The sequence below is a fragment of the Parageobacillus sp. KH3-4 genome, from assembly GCF_022846435.1.
Lineage (GTDB): Bacteria > Bacillota > Bacilli > Bacillales > Anoxybacillaceae > Parageobacillus > Parageobacillus thermoglucosidasius_A.
On the sequence record NZ_AP025627.1, the window covers coordinates 3,434,478 to 3,452,201 of the forward strand.

At 43.3% G+C, this 17,724-nt stretch carries 18 protein-coding genes and 1 pseudogene; 6 read left to right on the top strand and 13 right to left on the bottom strand.

Annotated features, from left to right (window positions below; translation table 11 throughout):
- Positions 1-8: 8 nt before the first annotated feature.
- From MWM02_RS17460 to MWM02_RS17485, 6 genes and pseudogenes are all read right to left on the bottom strand, one after another.
- Positions 9-410, bottom strand: coding sequence for an ATP-binding protein (locus tag MWM02_RS17460; RefSeq protein WP_064553408.1), 402 nt, complete (start codon positions 408-410; stop codon positions 9-11).
- A gap of 299 nt (positions 411-709) precedes the next feature.
- Complete coding sequence (locus tag MWM02_RS19455; RefSeq protein ID WP_275973740.1) at positions 710-2,383, bottom strand: response regulator transcription factor; 1,674 nt, start codon at positions 2,381-2,383, stop codon at positions 710-712.
- A 183-nt stretch (positions 2,384-2,566) separates the two neighbouring features.
- Entirely contained in the window at positions 2,567-2,941 is a 375-nt protein-coding gene (locus MWM02_RS17475) for a DUF3147 family protein (protein WP_064553412.1), read from the bottom strand.
- A gap of 13 nt (positions 2,942-2,954) precedes the next feature.
- The gene (locus MWM02_RS17480; protein ID WP_064553553.1) at positions 2,955-3,302 is read right to left on the bottom strand and encodes a DUF3147 family protein; all 348 of its coding nucleotides are present in this window, start codon (positions 3,300-3,302) and stop codon (positions 2,955-2,957) included.
- A 302-nt stretch (positions 3,303-3,604) separates the two neighbouring features.
- Positions 3,605-3,707: pseudogene (locus MWM02_RS19725) on the bottom strand (ISNCY family transposase); the annotation flags it as partial.
- A 391-nt stretch (positions 3,708-4,098) separates the two neighbouring features.
- Positions 4,099-5,628, bottom strand: coding sequence for a malate:quinone oxidoreductase (locus MWM02_RS17485; protein WP_244402562.1), 1,530 nt, complete (start codon positions 5,626-5,628; stop codon positions 4,099-4,101).
- Between the two features lie 380 nt (positions 5,629-6,008).
- On the opposite strand from MWM02_RS17485, the gene MWM02_RS17490 reads away from it, so the two are divergent.
- Complete coding sequence (locus tag MWM02_RS17490) at positions 6,009-6,155, top strand: hypothetical protein (protein ID WP_157778199.1); 147 nt, start codon at positions 6,009-6,011, stop codon at positions 6,153-6,155.
- A 130-nt stretch (positions 6,156-6,285) separates the two neighbouring features.
- Here the strand turns inward: MWM02_RS17490 and rlmD are convergent, their stop codons facing one another.
- The 6 genes from rlmD to MWM02_RS17520 all read right to left on the bottom strand — a co-directional run bounded on the left by rlmD (position 6,286) and on the right by MWM02_RS17520 (position 13,134).
- Positions 6,286-7,665: a 23S rRNA (uracil(1939)-C(5))-methyltransferase RlmD gene (gene rlmD, locus MWM02_RS17495; protein WP_244402563.1), complete on the bottom strand. Its 1,380-nt coding sequence runs from the start codon at positions 7,663-7,665 to the stop codon at positions 6,286-6,288.
- Positions 7,666-7,816: 151 nt separating this feature from the next.
- On the bottom strand, positions 7,817-8,743 hold the full coding sequence (locus MWM02_RS17500; RefSeq protein WP_244402564.1) for a diacylglycerol kinase: 927 nt from the start codon (positions 8,741-8,743) through the stop codon (positions 7,817-7,819).
- 257 nt (positions 8,744-9,000) lie between these two features.
- Entirely contained in the window at positions 9,001-10,503 is a 1,503-nt protein-coding gene (locus MWM02_RS17505; RefSeq protein ID WP_064553424.1) for a flotillin lipid rafts scaffold protein FloT, read from the bottom strand.
- Positions 10,503-11,060 (bottom strand): NfeD family protein, encoded by a 558-nt coding sequence (locus MWM02_RS17510; protein ID WP_064553426.1) that lies wholly within the window; start codon positions 11,058-11,060, stop codon positions 10,503-10,505. Before MWM02_RS17510 ends, MWM02_RS17505 begins: the two co-directional genes overlap by 1 nt.
- A 636-nt stretch (positions 11,061-11,696) precedes the next feature.
- Positions 11,697-12,908, bottom strand: coding sequence for a S1C family serine protease (locus tag MWM02_RS17515; protein ID WP_244403647.1), 1,212 nt, complete (start codon positions 12,906-12,908; stop codon positions 11,697-11,699).
- Between the two features lie 55 nt (positions 12,909-12,963).
- Positions 12,964-13,134 (bottom strand): hypothetical protein, encoded by a 171-nt coding sequence (locus tag MWM02_RS17520; protein ID WP_232509669.1) that lies wholly within the window; start codon positions 13,132-13,134, stop codon positions 12,964-12,966.
- Positions 13,135-13,215: 81 nt separating this feature from the next.
- Here MWM02_RS17520 and MWM02_RS17525 point away from each other — a divergent pair, with 81 nt between their 5' ends.
- The 5 genes from MWM02_RS17525 (at position 13,216) to MWM02_RS17545 (ending at position 17,032) form a co-directional block, all read left to right on the top strand.
- The gene (locus MWM02_RS17525; RefSeq protein ID WP_244402565.1) at positions 13,216-13,518 is read left to right on the top strand and encodes a hypothetical protein; all 303 of its coding nucleotides are present in this window, start codon (positions 13,216-13,218) and stop codon (positions 13,516-13,518) included.
- A gap of 101 nt (positions 13,519-13,619) precedes the next feature.
- Positions 13,620-14,282, top strand: coding sequence for a response regulator transcription factor (locus tag MWM02_RS17530; protein ID WP_244402566.1), 663 nt, complete (start codon positions 13,620-13,622; stop codon positions 14,280-14,282).
- Entirely contained in the window at positions 14,272-15,648 is a 1,377-nt protein-coding gene (locus MWM02_RS17535) for a sensor histidine kinase (RefSeq protein WP_244402567.1), read from the top strand. The genes MWM02_RS17530 and MWM02_RS17535 overlap by 11 nt, the downstream gene beginning before the upstream one ends.
- 239 nt (positions 15,649-15,887) lie before the next feature.
- Entirely contained in the window at positions 15,888-16,376 is a 489-nt protein-coding gene (locus MWM02_RS17540) for a hypothetical protein (RefSeq protein ID WP_244402568.1), read from the top strand.
- Positions 16,376-17,032, top strand: coding sequence for a PspA/IM30 family protein (locus MWM02_RS17545; RefSeq protein WP_244402569.1), 657 nt, complete (start codon positions 16,376-16,378; stop codon positions 17,030-17,032). Before MWM02_RS17540 ends, MWM02_RS17545 begins: the two co-directional genes overlap by 1 nt.
- 179 nt (positions 17,033-17,211) lie before the next feature.
- Here the strand turns inward: MWM02_RS17545 and MWM02_RS17550 are convergent, their stop codons facing one another.
- Entirely contained in the window at positions 17,212-17,718 is a 507-nt protein-coding gene (locus MWM02_RS17550; RefSeq protein ID WP_244402570.1) for a PTS sugar transporter subunit IIA, read from the bottom strand.
- Between the last annotated feature and the right edge of the window lie 6 nt (positions 17,719-17,724).

The following is a 17,724-nucleotide window of genomic DNA, read 5'->3' on the forward strand; positions in this document are numbered from 1 at the left end:
AACAATCGTCAATGATCTTTATATTTGCACATATAAAACAATACATTATTCCCTTTTTGTTCAAGGTAAACATGGTCTACAATGTGAATAATAAGTTGCAATCCCCTTCCGCGTAAGCCTTTGTTGACCACATCCCTTCTTGTAATGTCAAACTTCTTTCCATGCTGCTTCACAACAATAATCAATTTTTCTTTTCCACATTTCCAAAACACTTCAAAAGGCAGTTGGTTTGTTTTTTGACAATATTCATACGCGTTCATGCACGCTTCCTCCGTCGCCAAACGAAGAAAGAGGCACTCACGCGGCAAAAATCCCATTTCACTCGCAATCTGTTCTGTGATATCCATCGCCTTTATAATATCAGAATCCACCATTACTGTTATATTTCTCCTGATTATGACATTCTCCATCGATATTCCCCCTATTTATTCTATACGTGTGCTAAACGATACTTTTGTAAGTACAATAACCAAATGAAAATATATAGCACTTTCTATTCATAGGGGATGAGCATCTTTTGAACAACACAGCAGCATCGTACCATTTTTTTATATTATTATAACTCAACATCTAGTGCTTATGTACTATTTATGATTTCGATTTTCTCTATTGACTCGCCCCATTCCCTATTCCTATATACAAAACGTTTCCACGCCAAACAAGCAAAAAAAAAAAAGAAAAAGGAACATCATTAAATCCATCGCTGCGGCTAATGATGTTCCTCATTGATATATTTGCGATTGTTTAACTGATATACAAGAGCGATTAGCTGTGAACGATCGTTTACCCCAATTTTTTGAAAAATATTTGTAATATGATTTTTCACTGTATGAATGCTAATGAACAATTGGTCAGCGATCTCGCGGTTGCTGCATCCTTGAACTAATAAGTTTAATACATCCATCTCCCGGCTCGTTAAACGTTCCGACAGCATATCCATATTCAATTGCTGCTTTGGTCCGTGATAATTATTTTGCTTCATAATCATCGTGCCGATCCCTATTAAAGCAGCAACATACACTTCCGCTTCTTTTGCAGCCTCGAGATGCTTCATATGCACAGCCATCACTCCGTGCATATGTTCATGAACCGAAAACGAAATTTCCATTACAGTCCCAAATTTTGTTTCACACAGCTTTGGGATAGTTTCAAGCAGTTTTTCTTCAGTGAAAAAGTAGCGTTGGCAAACATCTTCATAATATTCTGTTACTTGCCGTTCTGAAATCGCACCGCAATGAACCTTCACTTTTCTTTTATGATCCGCTAACACAGTAAAGACAAAATCGCCGTACGCTAACTCCGCAACAAAATCCGTCATCATCCGTAAAATTTCATCGGTGTCTTTCACGACATTCATCGCCCGACTAATTTCTATTAGCATCGATAATCTCATGAAATGGCGGTCCATTTTTACATGTGCCAATTCATATTCCGAATATAACTGCCAATACTTTACAAGAATAGTGCCGATTTGCACTGCCTCTTTCGATAGTGAACGTTTCGTTTGACTGCCGATCACGATCCATCCTTCTATTTCACCGTCATGCAAAACAGGATATGCAACGACAGCGCTCGGCTTTACTCCATGTGCCACGAAAAATGCAAAACGAGGGTCAAGCGCGACATTTTCAAAACAAACAACATTGCGCGAATGAAATAGGGAGTTTGATAGCGGAGGAAAAGCGGTTTTGACGTGTTTATTCCAAAGCTGTTCTGCCTTTTCTCCAACAGCGTTCGCAACGACCCATTCGCGATTTCGCCGTTTTATATACAGCGAAAAATCAATATCGGCGTCTAGCTTTTGAAACATATGTAAAAAATCGTTCATATGTAAAGAAAGCCGTCGCGCGTTATCCACTGCCGCATCCAGTAAATGAAAATACCGTTTATAATGTTGTTTTTGTCTATCATTGCTAATATATTCTCCACATACCAGCGCCATTTTTTCGATGTCATTTAACTTTTTTTCGACAGTGGATATGGTTTGCTCTTTCGTTTGTTCGATGACTTGAAGCCATGTTTGTGAATTAGGAAACCGGGAACATTGCTCTTTGATTATCGGCTTTGTCTCTTCTTCAATAAACGCACCTGCCCAAATCAAATATTCGACTTTTTGCTCCACCAACACAGGAGCGACAATCGCCTTTACTCCCCAATACCCTGTCTGAACAACCATCGGGCGTTGCCATTGGATATTGTCGTCATTCGGAAAACATGAAGGAGGAAACGGCTTATCTGGAGAAAAAAGCACAAGTTCCGCTAATTTCGTTATATTTGAAACTTTTGTAACAGGTTGATGCTGCAAATCGAGCATAATGATGCTTAGATCCGTAAGTGCTGCGTACGCATCTTGAACATGTTGCAAAAAATCTTTTATATTCAATTCCTCCTCAACTCACTTACTTTTTTTATATTTTTACCTCTATCTATTATTTACGGATAAGAATCAAGAAGTCAAGTTTCGGAAAATGAGGGGAGTTCAACTAAATTTTTTAATGATTATATAAAAAAAGCCTGGCACGTTCTCCTCATGCCAGACTTTGGTCTTTTTTGTTCTGCCGCCCCTTTATACATTGCTTGATGCTCCCTTTTCTTTTTTATGATCTCGCATATATACAAGGAATAACGAACTGGCAAACCAAGAAATTAAACCAAAAATAAAACTTCCCCACCAATTGCGTGTAAATTGCAAAGAAAACAACACTGTTAGCACACAAATAAAACAACCGATCATTCCGTAAACAGATCCTTGCGCTATTTTCGCCGCTTCTTTCGACCCCTTCTTCATGCCAACCATCATCACCGCAACGACCATAACAGCCGGGAATGCCGCGAAAATTCCCCCGATGACTTTCCACGGCAGCAGTTTTGCCGTCACATAACTTAGTACAACTGCAGATCCGCCAAATAAAAAACGGAAAAATAAATCACGTCCATCCATAAAATCACCTTAACTAGAAATACTTTGACATAAAAGCATAAACCATAGAAATAAGAAACCATCCAGCCAGCGATTGTGTAAGCCCGCGTTTCCACCCCTGCTTGGCACAAAGATAAACAACCGCCATTGCGCACATAATATTAATGAACATTCCAACAACGGCACCTTGGGATAAAACGATCGATTTTTCCACTAATTCATTGCCTTTTGCATCTAACCGAAGCGTCAGCAATGCCGCTAAAAATACAGCGGGAAATGCCGCAAAAATCCCTCCAATTTTTGTGCCTATTTTTCTTGAAATAATAGTTGAGGCAACGACTGCTCCTCCACCTAATAAAAACCGAATAACAATTCCCATCATTGATAATGGCTCCAAGATAGATTCATCCTTTCTATGATGCCCCATCCAATACAATAAGATATTATTGTCATATATTTATTCGTGATTATTTTCACGTATATATTGTAAACAATGATAGAACAAACATTTATGAACTTTTTTTTAATTTTTTTGTAACGCTTACATTTAACAATCCGACATATTTATATAAACCTTCTGACGCTAAAAACCCCTCATTCCAGTTTGCCATTACTGGAATGAGGGGATAAATCTTAAATAGTCAGATGGTGTTGCAAAACTAGAGTAAAATTTCAATAATGATTTTTTGACACCAGCGGCCTTCCTGTCACATACGGTGTTTCCGGCAACGGTAGCGAATAATGCTTCTATAGTCCATGCATGTTCGTTGTTTAAATTGGAAATCATGCTCGTGTCCACCCGTTGGAGAGTTGTTTTTTGGTCACTGTATTGATTCCAAGGTGGTGGATTTTTGATATGTATTTATGCATTGATTATGGTTCTATTGTCAAGTGTATTTTGTTTTTTCAAGATCTCCTTGCTTATTAGCTCCTCAACTTTCCACTTTGCTTTGCCATAATTGTGATACAGCTCACCGCAGCCTCTCTAACTGCGAATTTGAAAAAAAGAACCTTTAATCTGAAGGTAGATCAAAGGTTCTATGTTTTATTATTTTCAATCATATTCTATTATTCTGTCATTTTTATAAGCATTTTTATCATAGAAACAACTGTCCATTGATGAAAAAGTGTTGCTTAAACTTTTTCATTCCATACCTTTGTTTCTGCATCCAAAGAAATTAATTATAAACCGGTTCTTTTTCGTTTGCATCAGAGACCGGTTTTTTTTCGCTTAGACCGAGCGTCTCCGCTGTTGAAGCATGAAGTTCTTGGAAAAGATCTGGGTTTTCCGCTAGGGACACGCCATAAGAAGGAATCATTTCTTTAATTTTCGGTTCCCATTCATGCATATGTTGAGGGAAGCATTTTTTAATCACCTCAAGCATTACATGTACGGCAGTAGAAGCACCAGGAGAAGCGCCGAGCAATGCAGCGATCGAGCCATCTGCGGCACTGACAACTTCCGTACCAAATTGAATCGTCCCTTTGCCGCCAGTGTCAGTATCTTTGATAATTTGCACACGTTGGCCCGCGACGACTATATCCCAATCCTCTGATTTAGCCGTCGGGATAAACTCGCGCAACTCTTTCATTCGCTTTTCTTTCGTTAACATAAGCTGCTGGATCAAGTATTTTTCCAAAGAAAAGTTTTTAAAAGCTGCCGCCAACAAAGTTGTGAGATTGTGCGGTTTTACGGAAGTAAACAAATCCATATTGGAACCATTTTTTAAGAATTTAGGCGAAAAGCCTGCAAACGGCCCAAAGAGCAACATTTTTTTGTTGTCGATATACCGTGTATCCAGGTGCGGAACAGACATAGGAGGCGCACCAATTTTAGCTTTACTGTAAACTTTTGCATGATGTTGCTCTACAATTTTTGAATTATTACATACCATAAATAATCCGCTTACAGGGAATCCGCCAATACGTTTGCCTTCTGGAATACCAGATTTTTGAAGCAAGTGCAGACTTCCCCCGCCGGCTCCAATAAATACGAATTTAGCCTGATGGATTTCAACAGAACCGCTGTTGAGATCCTTCACTTTCAATTCCCACAGGCCGTCGCTGGTACGTTTTATATCCTTCACACTATGCTTGTAGTTTATTTCAACACCTTTCTTCTTTAAGTGGTCAAACAACATGCGCGTTAAGGCGCCAAAGTTAACATCTGTACCTGAGTCGATTTTGGTTGCCGCGATCGGTTCATTCGATGTACGGCCTTCCATGATAAGCGGAATCCATTCTTTCAGTTTTTTCGGGTCATCAGAAAATTCCATTCCTTGGAATAATGGATTGCTTGATAGCGCTTCAAAACGTTTCTTTAAAAATCTCACATTATTTTCCCCTTGGACTAAACTCATGTGGGGCAACGGTCTGATGAATTCCTGCGGATTTTGTAACAGATTGTTTTTTACAAGGTAAGCCCAAAACTGTCTGGAAATTTGGAACTGTTCGTTAATCTTTATAGCTTTGCTAATATCGATAGATCCATCCGGTTTCTCGGGTGTGTAGTTAAGCTCGCATAGTGCAGAATGTCCCGTTCCCGCATTATTCCATTCGTTAGAGCTTTCTTCTCCTGGTTTGTCAAGCTGCTCAAACACTTTAATTTCCCATTCCGGCGCTAATTCTTTCAACAGTGTCCCTAAAGTCGCACTCATGATTCCGGCACCAATTAAGATAACGTCTGTTCCAGTTTGTCTGTTACTCATTTTTTCCCATCCTTATCCCCATTATTTGCATGCAGAAAGGGTGCAGGCGCACCTGCCCAAGTCAAATCGCCACACACCTTTTCTACAGCAATTATATCTTAATTATAGTATATCACTATTGATTATAAGTATATCATATTTAGCTTGTTATTTACACATTAATATATACTATATTATGTTTACACATCCAACATACTAATTGGCCATGTTACATTTATTTTACTCCTAAAAAACATAATATCAAATTAATTCTTAATATTTAACCGATATTGAAATATTTTTTAATGAGCATACCAACGTGACTCACGAATTGAGGAATATTACTGTAAAGGATGAACAAAACCAGACTATTGAAATCAAAGAAGAAGAAAACACTGAATTTGTTAGCGGATGATGTCATCTCAAAAGGAGATGATGATGAATTCATTAATGACATCAATAAACAAATTGATGACTTATCACTGATGAAACAACAAGCTGAATCATCTCTTCAAACAACAGATGACGAACTTGCCATTCAAGAATGAAAACAGTCACTTGAAGCATTTATGTTTTTCAAAGAATGGACTCCTGAAATCCCCCACCGTTTAATCGTCGTATTGAAATAAAAGCAGACGGGAGTCCGAGAATCTTTTACAGATTCCCGAACCAGTCTGCTTATTCTTCAATCCTCTTTATCAACGCACAGCATTCCACATGTGCGGTATGTGGAAACATATCCACCGGCTGCACCTCTAATGTTTGATACCCGCCGTCTTCAAGGATTCGCAAATCCCTTGCCAACGTCGCCGGGTTGCAGGACACATACACAACGCGCTTTGGCTTCATAGCGATGATCGTTTGCAAAAGCGTTTCATCACAGCCTTTGCGAGGCGGGTCGACAACGATACAGTCCGCGCGGATGCCTTGCTCGTACCATTTCGGAATGACTGCCTCCGCCTCGCCGACGGCAAATTCGACGTTGGTGATGCTATTTAATGCAGCGTTGCGCTTTGCATCTTCAATGGCTTCCGGCACGACTTCAACGCCGTACACTTTTTTCGCTTTTTTCGCTAAAAATAAGGAAATCGTGCCGATGCCGCAGTAAGCGTCAATGACCGTTTCTTCCCCTGTTAATTGCGCATACGCTAGCGCTTTTTCATACAACACTTTCGTCTGCTCGGGATTCACTTGATAGAAAGAGCGAGCCGAGATCGCGAATTTAATGTCACCGATGTAATCGTAAATGTATTCGGCTCCCCACAACACTTTCGTCTCATCGCCCATAATGACGTTTGTCCTTTTCGGATTAATGTTTTGAATAATCGACTTAACATTTGGCACTGATTCAATGATTTCCTGCACAATTTTCTTTTTATGAGGCAACTCTGCCGTACGGGTAATGAGGACGACCATAACTTCCTGCGTCGCTGCCCCGTAACGTGCCATAATATGGCGGAGCACTCCCTTATGCGTTACTTCGTTATAAGCAGGAATGCGGTATTTTTCGCAAATCTTTTTCACCGTCCGCACAACGGCGTCGTTCATTTCTTGCTGGATCAAGCATGCGTCCATATCGATAATTTCGTGGCTGCGCTCTTGGTAAAAGCCGGCGACAAGCCCACCTTCGCGCTCGCCGACAGGCACTTGCGCTTTGTTGCGGTAGCGCCACGGATCTTTCATACCGATGACAGGATGCACGATGACATTTTCTAATTTACCGATGCGCGCCATTACTTCTTTCACATGTTTTTGTTTCGCGCGAAGCTGCCCATCGTAGCTTAAGTGCTGCAGCTGGCAGCCGCCGCATTGCTTGTAAACCGGGCACGGCGGCTCGGCGCGGTCCGGGCTTTGCTCGTACAGCTCGATGAGGCGTCCGTAACCATATCCTTTCTTTACTTTGATTACTTTGATTTTCGCTTTCTCGCCCGGCAAACCGTTTTTGACAAAAATCGGGAATCCATTGATTTTCGCTACACCTAACCCGTCATGCGTCAAATCTTCAAATGTTGCGTCATAATATTCATTTTTCGCTACTGGTGCTTCGATATTTGCCATGTTCTTCACCTTTCAAGAAACTAACGTTCTATATGGAAATTTTTTCTTTTTATCTAAAAATCTGCATCAAACTTCTTATCTTTCAAATATATAGGCATGGTGCCGTCACGATTGTAGCACACAATTCTGGGCAACACAAAAAGAGAGCAGGTTATTTCCCCGCTCTCATTTGCTCCGCTTTTTCTTTTGAAACGAATACTTCCAAATGCTGGTACAAATTCACGAATTCCCCTGGCAGCATGCCGCCGAACTCCCCGTCTAAATTTAATTGCATATTGTTCGGGGAAGTTACTTTAACGCGGTTTGCTTTCGTGTAAATGAGGTGCGGGTCATTAATATGTTCCCCGCGCGCCGCAAGCGTCACAAGCCGGATAAACTCAGCCAAATTCGTTTTCTTTAAAATAATTAAATCAAACATGCCATCGTTCAGCGAAGAATCAGGCGCCAATTTTTCAAAGCCGCCGACAGAGTTGGTGAGCGATAGTAAAAAGAGCATAATTTCGCCTTCGAACACTTTTCCGTCATATTCAATGCGCGCTTCTGTCGCTTTAATCGATGGCAGCATCTCAATTCCTTTTAAGTAATAGGCAAGCTGGCCAAGCATTGTTTTCAACTTGCTTGGCACTTCATATGTAAGTTCTGTTAAGCGGCCGCCACCCGCGATGTTAATAAAATAGCGCGTTTTTCCTTCATTGGTTACGGAGCCGATATCAATTGGAACGGCTTCCCCGTTGGCGATAATATCGCATGCCCCTTCAATCGAACGCGGCACGCCGATGGCGCGGGCAAAGTCATTCGTTGTGCCGACAGGGATAATCGCAAGCTTTGGACGATAATCTTGATCAGCAATCCCGTTAACCACTTCATTAATCGTTCCATCCCCGCCGGCGGCGACGACCAAGTCAAACTCGCGCTCCACCGCTTTTCTCGCCGCCTCTGTCGCATCTCCCGCACCCGTCGTCGCATGGCAGGACGTTTCATAGCCCGCTTTTTCTAATCGCACTAACACATCTGGCAAATGCCTCTTGAAGATTTCCCGACCCGATGTCGGATTATAAATAATTCTCGCTCTTTTCATATTCCATCATCCCATTTATTATGATTCAACCACTATAACTTTTCCACTATTTAACATGATAGCGAAATGAACCGATCATTGCAATGTTTTCGCCTTGTCAATGGTGAACCTCGATTTTTTGTACGCCATTTGCTTTTCGTTTTTCGCTACATAAAAAATAAAAGCACTCCATTAAGGGGACTTTTCCTTGCGCAAATCGAGCGCTGACACGAAAAAAGGCGTTGCTGACGCCTTTTTTCGCTGTATCGCTTTCACGTTTACTTGCTTTCGTTTTTTTCCACCGCTTCTTCCTGAGCTTTTGCATTTCCTTTTCCTGAAAAGTTCTCAAGCAATTCTTTCACATCAATGCCAGCAGAAGCTTTCAGCGTCTCTTGCAAGCTCGCCATCAAATTGGTTGCGTACCCGGTTACACGGTTGGCACCGCCATTGGCGCCGTTTGAACCGGTATCGACAATCGTAATTTTATCGATATTGGCAAGCGGGCTTGCCACTTGTTTGGCGTATTCAGGAAGCATTTTGATAATCATGTCGAGAATCGCAGCTTGGCCATACCGTTCGAACGCTTCGGCAATTTTTTGTTTGGCTTCTGCTTCAGCCAGTCCTTTCAAGCGGATAATTTCCGCTTCGGCTTCCCCTTTTGCCTTTTCCGCTTCGGCTTTGGCGATCCCGTCAAGCCGTATCCGTTCCGCTTCCGCTTTCGCCATCGCTTCGACACGATATTTTTGCGCATCCGCTTCCGCCATTAATTTGGCTTTTTCCGCCGCAGCCGCCTGCTCGATCGCGTAGCGTTCGGCGTCCGCTTTTTTCTTCACTTCGGAATCGTATTGGCGCTCACGCCGCAAAATTTCTTTTTCTTCGAGCTCAATTAACTTTTGCCGCTCGATAATTTTAATTTGCATTTGCTGTTCGGTCACTTCTTGTTTTGCTTTCGCTTCTTCCAAATGATACGCCTGATCGGCGCGCGCTTTCGCTATATCTTGTTCACGGCGGAATTCGGCAAGCTTCAATTGATTGATTTTTTCCGCTTCCGCGATTTCCGTCAAGCGCTCTAGCTCCGCTTTGCGCGCTTCTTTATCCGCTTCCGCGCGCTTAATGCGCGTTTCTTTTTCCGCTTCTGCTGTTGCGATGTCAGCATCGCGTTTCACTTGGGCGATGCGCGGTTTTCCTAACGCATCCAAATAGCCGTTTTTATCGCGCACATCCTTAATGGTAAACGATACGATGACAAGCCCCATTTTCGCTAAATCTTGCGAAGCAACACGCTGCACTTCTTGAGAAAACTTGTCGCGGTTTTTATAAATCTCCTCGACGGTCATCGAACCAAGAATGGAGCGAAGATGCCCTTCTAATACTTCCTTCGCTTCATTTTCCATGTCCTGGCGGGTTTTCCCCAAAAATTGCTCCGCTGCTGTAGCGATTTCGCCAATGGAGCTGCCTACTTTGATGATTGCCACTCCGTCTGCCATGACTGGAACGCCTTGTTCCGTGTAAACTTCCGGTGTCTGCACATCAAGTTTAATCGAAAGAAGGCTGAGCGGTTCCGCTTGTTGGAAAATCGGCAGTACAAACGTTCCACCGCCGCGGACGATTTTAATTTTATTTCCAGATTCATCGACATGCACGTTTTTGCTGCCTAAATAACTGCCCGTCACAATCAGCGCTTCGTCCGGCCCAACGGTTCGGTAACGAGTAACAAAAATAGCGATTAGTCCGATAAGAAGCAGCGCAACTACACCGATGACAATTAAAATTGGCGTCATTATGCATATCCCCCTTTGTGCAATAATGAAATATCATATGGATCGTGCTTCGCCACAATGGCGACGCCGTTTTCCATTTTCACGATAATTACTTCCGCTCCTGAGGCAATTTCTTCGTTGCCGATGCTTTTTGCCGGTTTTGAAACCGCACCGCTCTTCCGCTGCAGCAAAATCTCGCCGAATCCATTGGGCGGCACAGTTACGACCACTTTCGCGAGTGAACCTTCCAAGTCCGTCTCCGAATAGTTCAGCGACGTTTCCGCCGAGCGCAGCGGAACAAACACGAAAAAGTGCAAAAGCGATACGACAATGATCGCGATCCCCGCGCTGCACAATCCGATAAGCAAGCTCGATAACCCTGTATATCGCTCGAACAAATAACCGGACGCACTTCCGACAGTGAGAAACGACAAAATAAGCTGCGGACTAAACCACGGATGGTCCGGCATATCAAACACGCCATCGATGATATCGCTTAAAAAAATGTATAATAGCGTCAATCCACCGCTTACAGCAAGCACGGCCAAATACACCGTTTCCAACGGATATCCAAACAACCCCCGCACCTTCTTTCTATTAGCGTCTATTTAATTATACGAATAGCACGTGTTTCTGTTTCATTCTTTTCAGATAAATATTACATCTTTTCGACATTCCCCTACATATCCCCAAAATAAAGGCACCTCTTTATGTTTATTTAGCTGCTGCTTTCAAAATGCACATCTGTTGTTTGTTTATAGCTGTCCTAGACATGCGAAAATCCAAACGGATGACCCTTACTCCCACTAAATCACGCGAAAGCATAAGCAGTCACCGGCGCTTCAAGAAGCCGCCATCCGTTTCGTCTCACCACCGCTACGATGATAAACAAAAATATGAAACTAGCACTGATATATTGTGGCACAATTGCTATGCTGTGATAGAGAAAATGGCTAAAATTCCTTATAGCTTTTCCATTCCATCTCCTATTCCCCATGCTCTAAATAAATTAGGTTGCTATTTTCTTTTGGTGAAAAGCCGAAATAATTGAGAATGAAAAAATAAAATTTCTCGATTGCCGCTTCCTAATCACCAAGATTGTGTAAGAACCAATAAAACGCTTTTATATTATATTCTGCCATCAGATCATACCCCTTTTTCAATAAAATATCCCTTCTGAACGAATTGTTCAGAAGGGATAGTTATTTGTTATTTTATTGGCTCCGTTCGCTCAGCCGCAGCGATACGGTTTTCTTGCTTCCATCCCGCCAAAGCTCGATTTGCACACGCTCGCCGATTTTTGTATTTGTATATAAATATTTCCGCAACGCAGCGACGCTATCCACTTTTTCTCCATTGATCGCCACAATGACATCTTTCGTCCGAATGCCTGCGTCCGCCGCCGGCGAGAACGGTTCTACCGCCGTGACAGCTGCCCCCGCAGTCACATCGCTCGGCAATTGCAGCTGTTCTTTTCGCACCGAATCAGAAAGATCAGACACATCAACTAACTGCACACCGAGATACGGGCGTTTGATTTTTCCGTATTGCATCAGCTGCTCGATGATCGGTTTCACATCTTCGCTCGGAATCGCAAATCCTAACCCTTCCACTCCGTCTTGGGAAATTTTCAAGCTATTAATTCCCACCACTTGCCCGGCGCTGTTAATCAACGCGCCGCCGCTGTTTCCCGGGTTAATCGCGGCATCCGTTTGAATCACATTTAGCTCCCATTCCCCTTCAGAAGTAGAAATAGGCATCGTGCGTTTTCCGCTCACAATTCCTTCTGTCACCGTCCGTGATAAATCTAAACCAAGCGGATTGCCGATCGCTGCGACTTGCTCCCCGATGCGCAGCTGCGAAGAATCGCCAAAGACAGCTACTTTTTTGACATGGCTGCTAGGAATTTTTAACACCGCCAAATCAGTTAACGGATCGGCGCCAACGATCTCCGCTTTCACTTTTTTGCCGTCGGCAAGCGACACCTCTACTTTATTCGCCCCTTCAATGACATGGTTGTTCGTCACAATATACGCTATATTTCCGTCTTTTTTGAAAATGACTCCCGAACCGGTTCCTGCTTCTTGATCTTGCACACTATCGGAGAAAAAGTCCGCTTGCTTTTGGATATTCACCACACCGACGACCGCGTCGGTGACATTTTCAATCGCCGCCACCATGCTATTGTTATTAGAAGCGCTTTTTGTCGGCTGGAGAGGAAGCGCTTCTGTCGAAATGTTCTTCGTTTCTTTTGATTCTTTTGTTGATGAGGAAGTCGAAGGGATCCCCATCATCGGCGCCGCGTATAACGTGAGTCCGCTTCCGATCACCGCGCCGACAATTGAAGCGGCAAGCCAAGAAAAGAACCGTCTTTTCTTCGGCGGCTGGTACGATGGCATTGGTTGTTCATATCGCGTCATATTCATATCCACTCCATATCTCCCCTTTTTTCATTTTTTTACTCTATTGTCGTATGCAACTCTATCCCGTTATGCCGCAAGCAGCCGAATGGATAAATAAATCCACTGATACCGTCAATAAAATCAGCGCAACTGCCGCAATATCAACCGCCCACGAAACATCCCATTTCCAAGTCTTTCCCTTATGCAATCCGCGGATGATGCCAGCTAATGACGCGCGGTTCCCCGGCATCCCGCCCCTTTTCTACCATCCCTTTGCTTTCAGAAAATCCCCGCACGTTTCCTGATGGTGACGATAGCGCAGAATCTCCACATGGTGGAATCAGCACGCGATGTTCGCTTCTTTCTTGTTGGCCAATCAACCAAAGCTCCGTTACTGCCGAAAATAGAAGTAATCAATCCGATCCATAATGCGCTTGCCTTATTCGCTTCATTCGTTTCACCATCCGTTCCTCCTTTTGTTTTGCCAAGAAATAGTGTAAAAAGCAAAAGTGAAAATCCGGTGAAAAATCAGCAATTGAATTCCGCAAATAGTGTAAAAAAATCGGCAAAAAGCGATTTTGTCTTCCTGTGGTTCCAGCTCGCTGTACCGATAATGGAACACTTTACGCAATAATTGCGGCTGGATCTGCTTTTCACATTTTCATTTATTTTTCATGATCATTTGTTATGATGTTTTGTAGAGGGAAGTGGGAGCATAGAAAGGAAGGAAACGCGATGAAGATTCTTCTCGCCGAAGATGACCTCTATTTAGGAGAATTAATCGTGCATATGTTAAAGAAAAAAGGTGTCGATCAAATCGATTGGGTACAGGAAGGAGAAGATGCATACGATTATGCGCTCGCCTCGTTCTATGACGTGCTGATTCTCGACTGGATGCTGCCAAACGGGGACGGAGTGGAAATTTGCAAACGGCTGCGGAAAAACGGCTATACCGGCGCCATTCTCATGTTAACGGCAAAAGATGCCGTCGAAGACCGTGTCGAAGGCTTAGAAGCCGGTGCGGACGATTACCTCGTCAAGCCGTTTGAAATTGATGAATTAATGGCCCGCCTGAAGGCGCTCGCGCGGCGCACATTCGTCCCGCTTCAAGAAGAAACGGTACGCTTTCATGATTTCGTCCTTAACCGAACGAGCCATACCCTCTGTCGCGGCGGTGAAGAAATTTTGCTAACCCCGCGCGAATTTCAAGTATTGGACCTTCTTTTGCAAAATAAGGGGCGCGTCGTGCCGCGCGAAACGATCCTTGACCGCGTCTGGGGATTGGACGCAGATGTTTCGATGAAAACGATTGACGCGACCATTAAATTGCTGCGGAAAAAACTAAAAGGCGAAGTCATTCAAACGGTGCGTGGGGTGGGATATAAAATTGACAAATAAATGGAACGCTTTCTTATTGAAGATAAAAAACACCGATATGTTTCATCGGACGCAATGGCGCTTGACAGCATTATATAGCGGCATCTTAATGGTGTTTTTGACACTATTTATTGTGATCGTTTGCTTCCTTTTTTATATGATTGTTACGAATGACCAAGAACGGCGAATCACAAGCCTCGCCAATCAGGAACAAAAAGCAATTGAGCAATTTTTGCTCAAACAAAGCGATTTCGATTTTATGGATGAAGAAAACGTCTTGTTTTTAAGCGAAGACCAATTCTTTTTTTATGTCGTCGGCACCAACGGCGAGCTTCTCATGGGCGACGAAGTGAACAAAGGCATGCGGCCGTTTCTATTAGAAGCACTGCAAAATTCCGCACTTAACGAAAACGAACTAACCTATATAAAAGTAAATTTTCCTGCTAATATGCATCCATTTGCCCGTTTTCATTCCCATGAGCTAAAACTGTTGACCACCGCCCGCCCGATTGTCATTCGCGGCCATTTGATCGGCGTGCTATATATCGGCATGGATGTAACTTCATTTTCAAATGTGTTTCAATGGTTGCTCATTGTGTTGACTGGTCTTGCCGTTTTATTTATCGGCGTCGCTGTGTTGTTAAGCTACTTTATGTCGAAACGGGCGCTCGTCCCGATCCAAGAGGCGTATCATCGCCAGCGGCAATTTGTTGCCGACGCCTCCCATGAGCTGCGGACGCCATTAAGCGTTATTTTATCTTCCGTTGAGGCGCTGGAAATGGAAGAAGAACTAACGAAAAACGAATTCACGCAAAAACTGCTCGATCGGCTCCGGAAAGAAATAAAACGAATGACAAAACTAATGAACGATTTATTGACGCTCGCCCGTGCTGATTCCGAACACGCCTCTCTGCAGCTAGTCAAAGAAACGTTTGACTTTCGCCCACATGCGGAGCGAACGCTACATTTATTGGAAGAATTAGCGTCGAAAAAAAATATTCGCATGCACTTTCATTCTCCTGAGTCGGTCATCATTGCTGCCGACGCCGACAAGCTGACGCAACTGTTATATATCTTGCTGGATAATGCGATCAAGTATACCCCAGACGGCGGAGAAGTAACGTTAAGCATTGCCGTCGAACCATTTAAACAGCAGCGAATGCTCACGATCTCCGTCAAAGACACCGGGATCGGCATTCCTCCTGAATCGCTTGACCGCATTTTCGACCGCTTCTACCGCGTCGATAAAGCGCGTTCGCGCCAGCAAGGCGGCCATGGGCTCGGTTTGTCCATCGCCAAATGGATCGTCGAGGCTCACGGCGGAACCATTCACGTACAAAGCGAAGTCGGCAAAGGCTCGGAATTTATCGTGAAAATCCCTTGCTAAAATGCTTTCCATTAACGGAAAGCATTTTTTTATGCGTAACTTTTCTAATTAAGCTTTGGAAGCTGTGGAAAAAGACAGCGGCTTTTTTCCGGCGGTTCCAGTTTACTGAACGAAGAGAAAAATTTTACGCAATAAGTAGAACATGTCCTTCCTTTTTCACCTAATTTTCTCTTTTCTTTTTTACAATGCAAACTGAAAACGCTATGTTGCTTCCAACGAGAAAGGAGGTGGAAACGTGTATGAAAAAGCGAACGGTCGCCATCCTCGCTCTTGCCATCATCGCCATATATGGAGCGATGCGCATCGGTCGTCTTGCGTGGGAATACAATATGCCGATGGCATACATGCCTCGCCACTACGGGCCGTTTGCGCCTCATCACCATTTTGTGTTCCATTATGGGCCCGGATTCGGGTTTTGGGAATTCGGCGGTTGGATCACTATCGGGATGTTTTCCCTTCTTTTCCAATTAGGGCTTTTGATCATAGGTTGGCTGTTATGGAAAACGAGTGGGCCGTTTAAATGGCTGGGACTTGCCATTATCGTATGGGGCATGATCGCATTATTGCCAAAATGGCTGCTAATCCCGCTTGCGTTCATCGCCATCTATTCGCTTTACAAGAAACAAGAACAAAAGGCCAGACCGATGGCAACATGGCCAACACCAACCATACAAAAACGAGATTTTTTAGATGAATGGGAAAAAACGATCAAGAAGGAGGAACAATGATGGGGTTATTCCGTCGCGTCAAAACGATAATACTGGCTAATTTGCACGAACTTGTCGATCAATGGGAAGATCCTATTGCCTTAACGAAACAGTATTTACGCGAACTGCAAGAACAAATCGAAACGGCGCAGCGCTCCATCGCCCAACAAATGGCGCTGGAACAACGTTATGAATCGCTGATTGCGCATGTAAAAACAATGATCGAAAAACGGACGCACCAAGCGAAACTAGCATTGGAGCGAAACGAAGAAGCCATCGCAAAACTTGCGTTACGGGACAAGCTCATGTATGAGAAAAAACTTTCCGCTTACCAGCAACAATATGAAACGATCCAAGAAAAAACAGCCTATATGACCGAACAGTTAAACAAACTTTGCGAAAAATACGAAGAGCTTTCCGCAAAACAATGGGAGCTCCACGCGCGCGCAAACGCCGCAAAAACATTGAAAAACATCAACGCGGCGCTCGCGTCTTTCCATCCTGAACAGGCGCTTCGCGGCTTCACACGCATGGAAGAACGCGTCTTCGCCTTAGAAGCTGAAGCAAACGCAAGCCGCCGCTTCCTTGAGTCCACGCACGCGTTTCCTCCGTCCATTGACGAAGAAGTCGAAACCGAACTGGCCAAATGGAAAGAAGCGCAAGCAAAAAACGCGTAATCCCCCCTTTTTATATAGATGAGTGGCTGATCCCTTAAAACAGTTTATATTCCTTTTGGGGTCAGTCACTTCTTCATGTTCACAGCATACCTAGATCGTACCTTCCAAAGCTGTGCTTGACCGTAGATCTATTATCGAAAACCTATTTTCGCTCAGTAATGTGCATAAAAATGAGATGTTCAAGCCATTTTTACACTGCATTTCATGATGACATCCCCTCTTGTGACTGCATTATTCTTTTCGACGTATTCTAAATCTCCTACTTTATCAAACATATTGGTAATAACAATCGGGGTTACGATTTCTTTATGTTTTTGCTCTAAATAGTCAAGATCTACATTCAGCAAAGGATCTCCCACTTTCACTGTTTCCCCAACATTTACCTCAACTTCAAACCCTTCTCCATTTAACTCTACAGTTTCTAACCCAATATGGATAAGTATTTCTAATCCTTCTTCTGAAACAAGACCGACTGCATGCTTCGTAGGAAAAATTTGCACAACCTTTCCGTTAATAGGGGAAACTACTTTTCCGTTCTTCGGAATAATCGCTAAACCGTCTCCCATCATTTTTTGGGCGAATACAGGGTCAGGAACTTCTTCTAGCGGTATTGCTTCCCCATCAAGCGGGGAGTATATTTCCACTACTCTAGTTTCTATTTTTTTACTAAACAATTTTTTTAGCATCTCTTC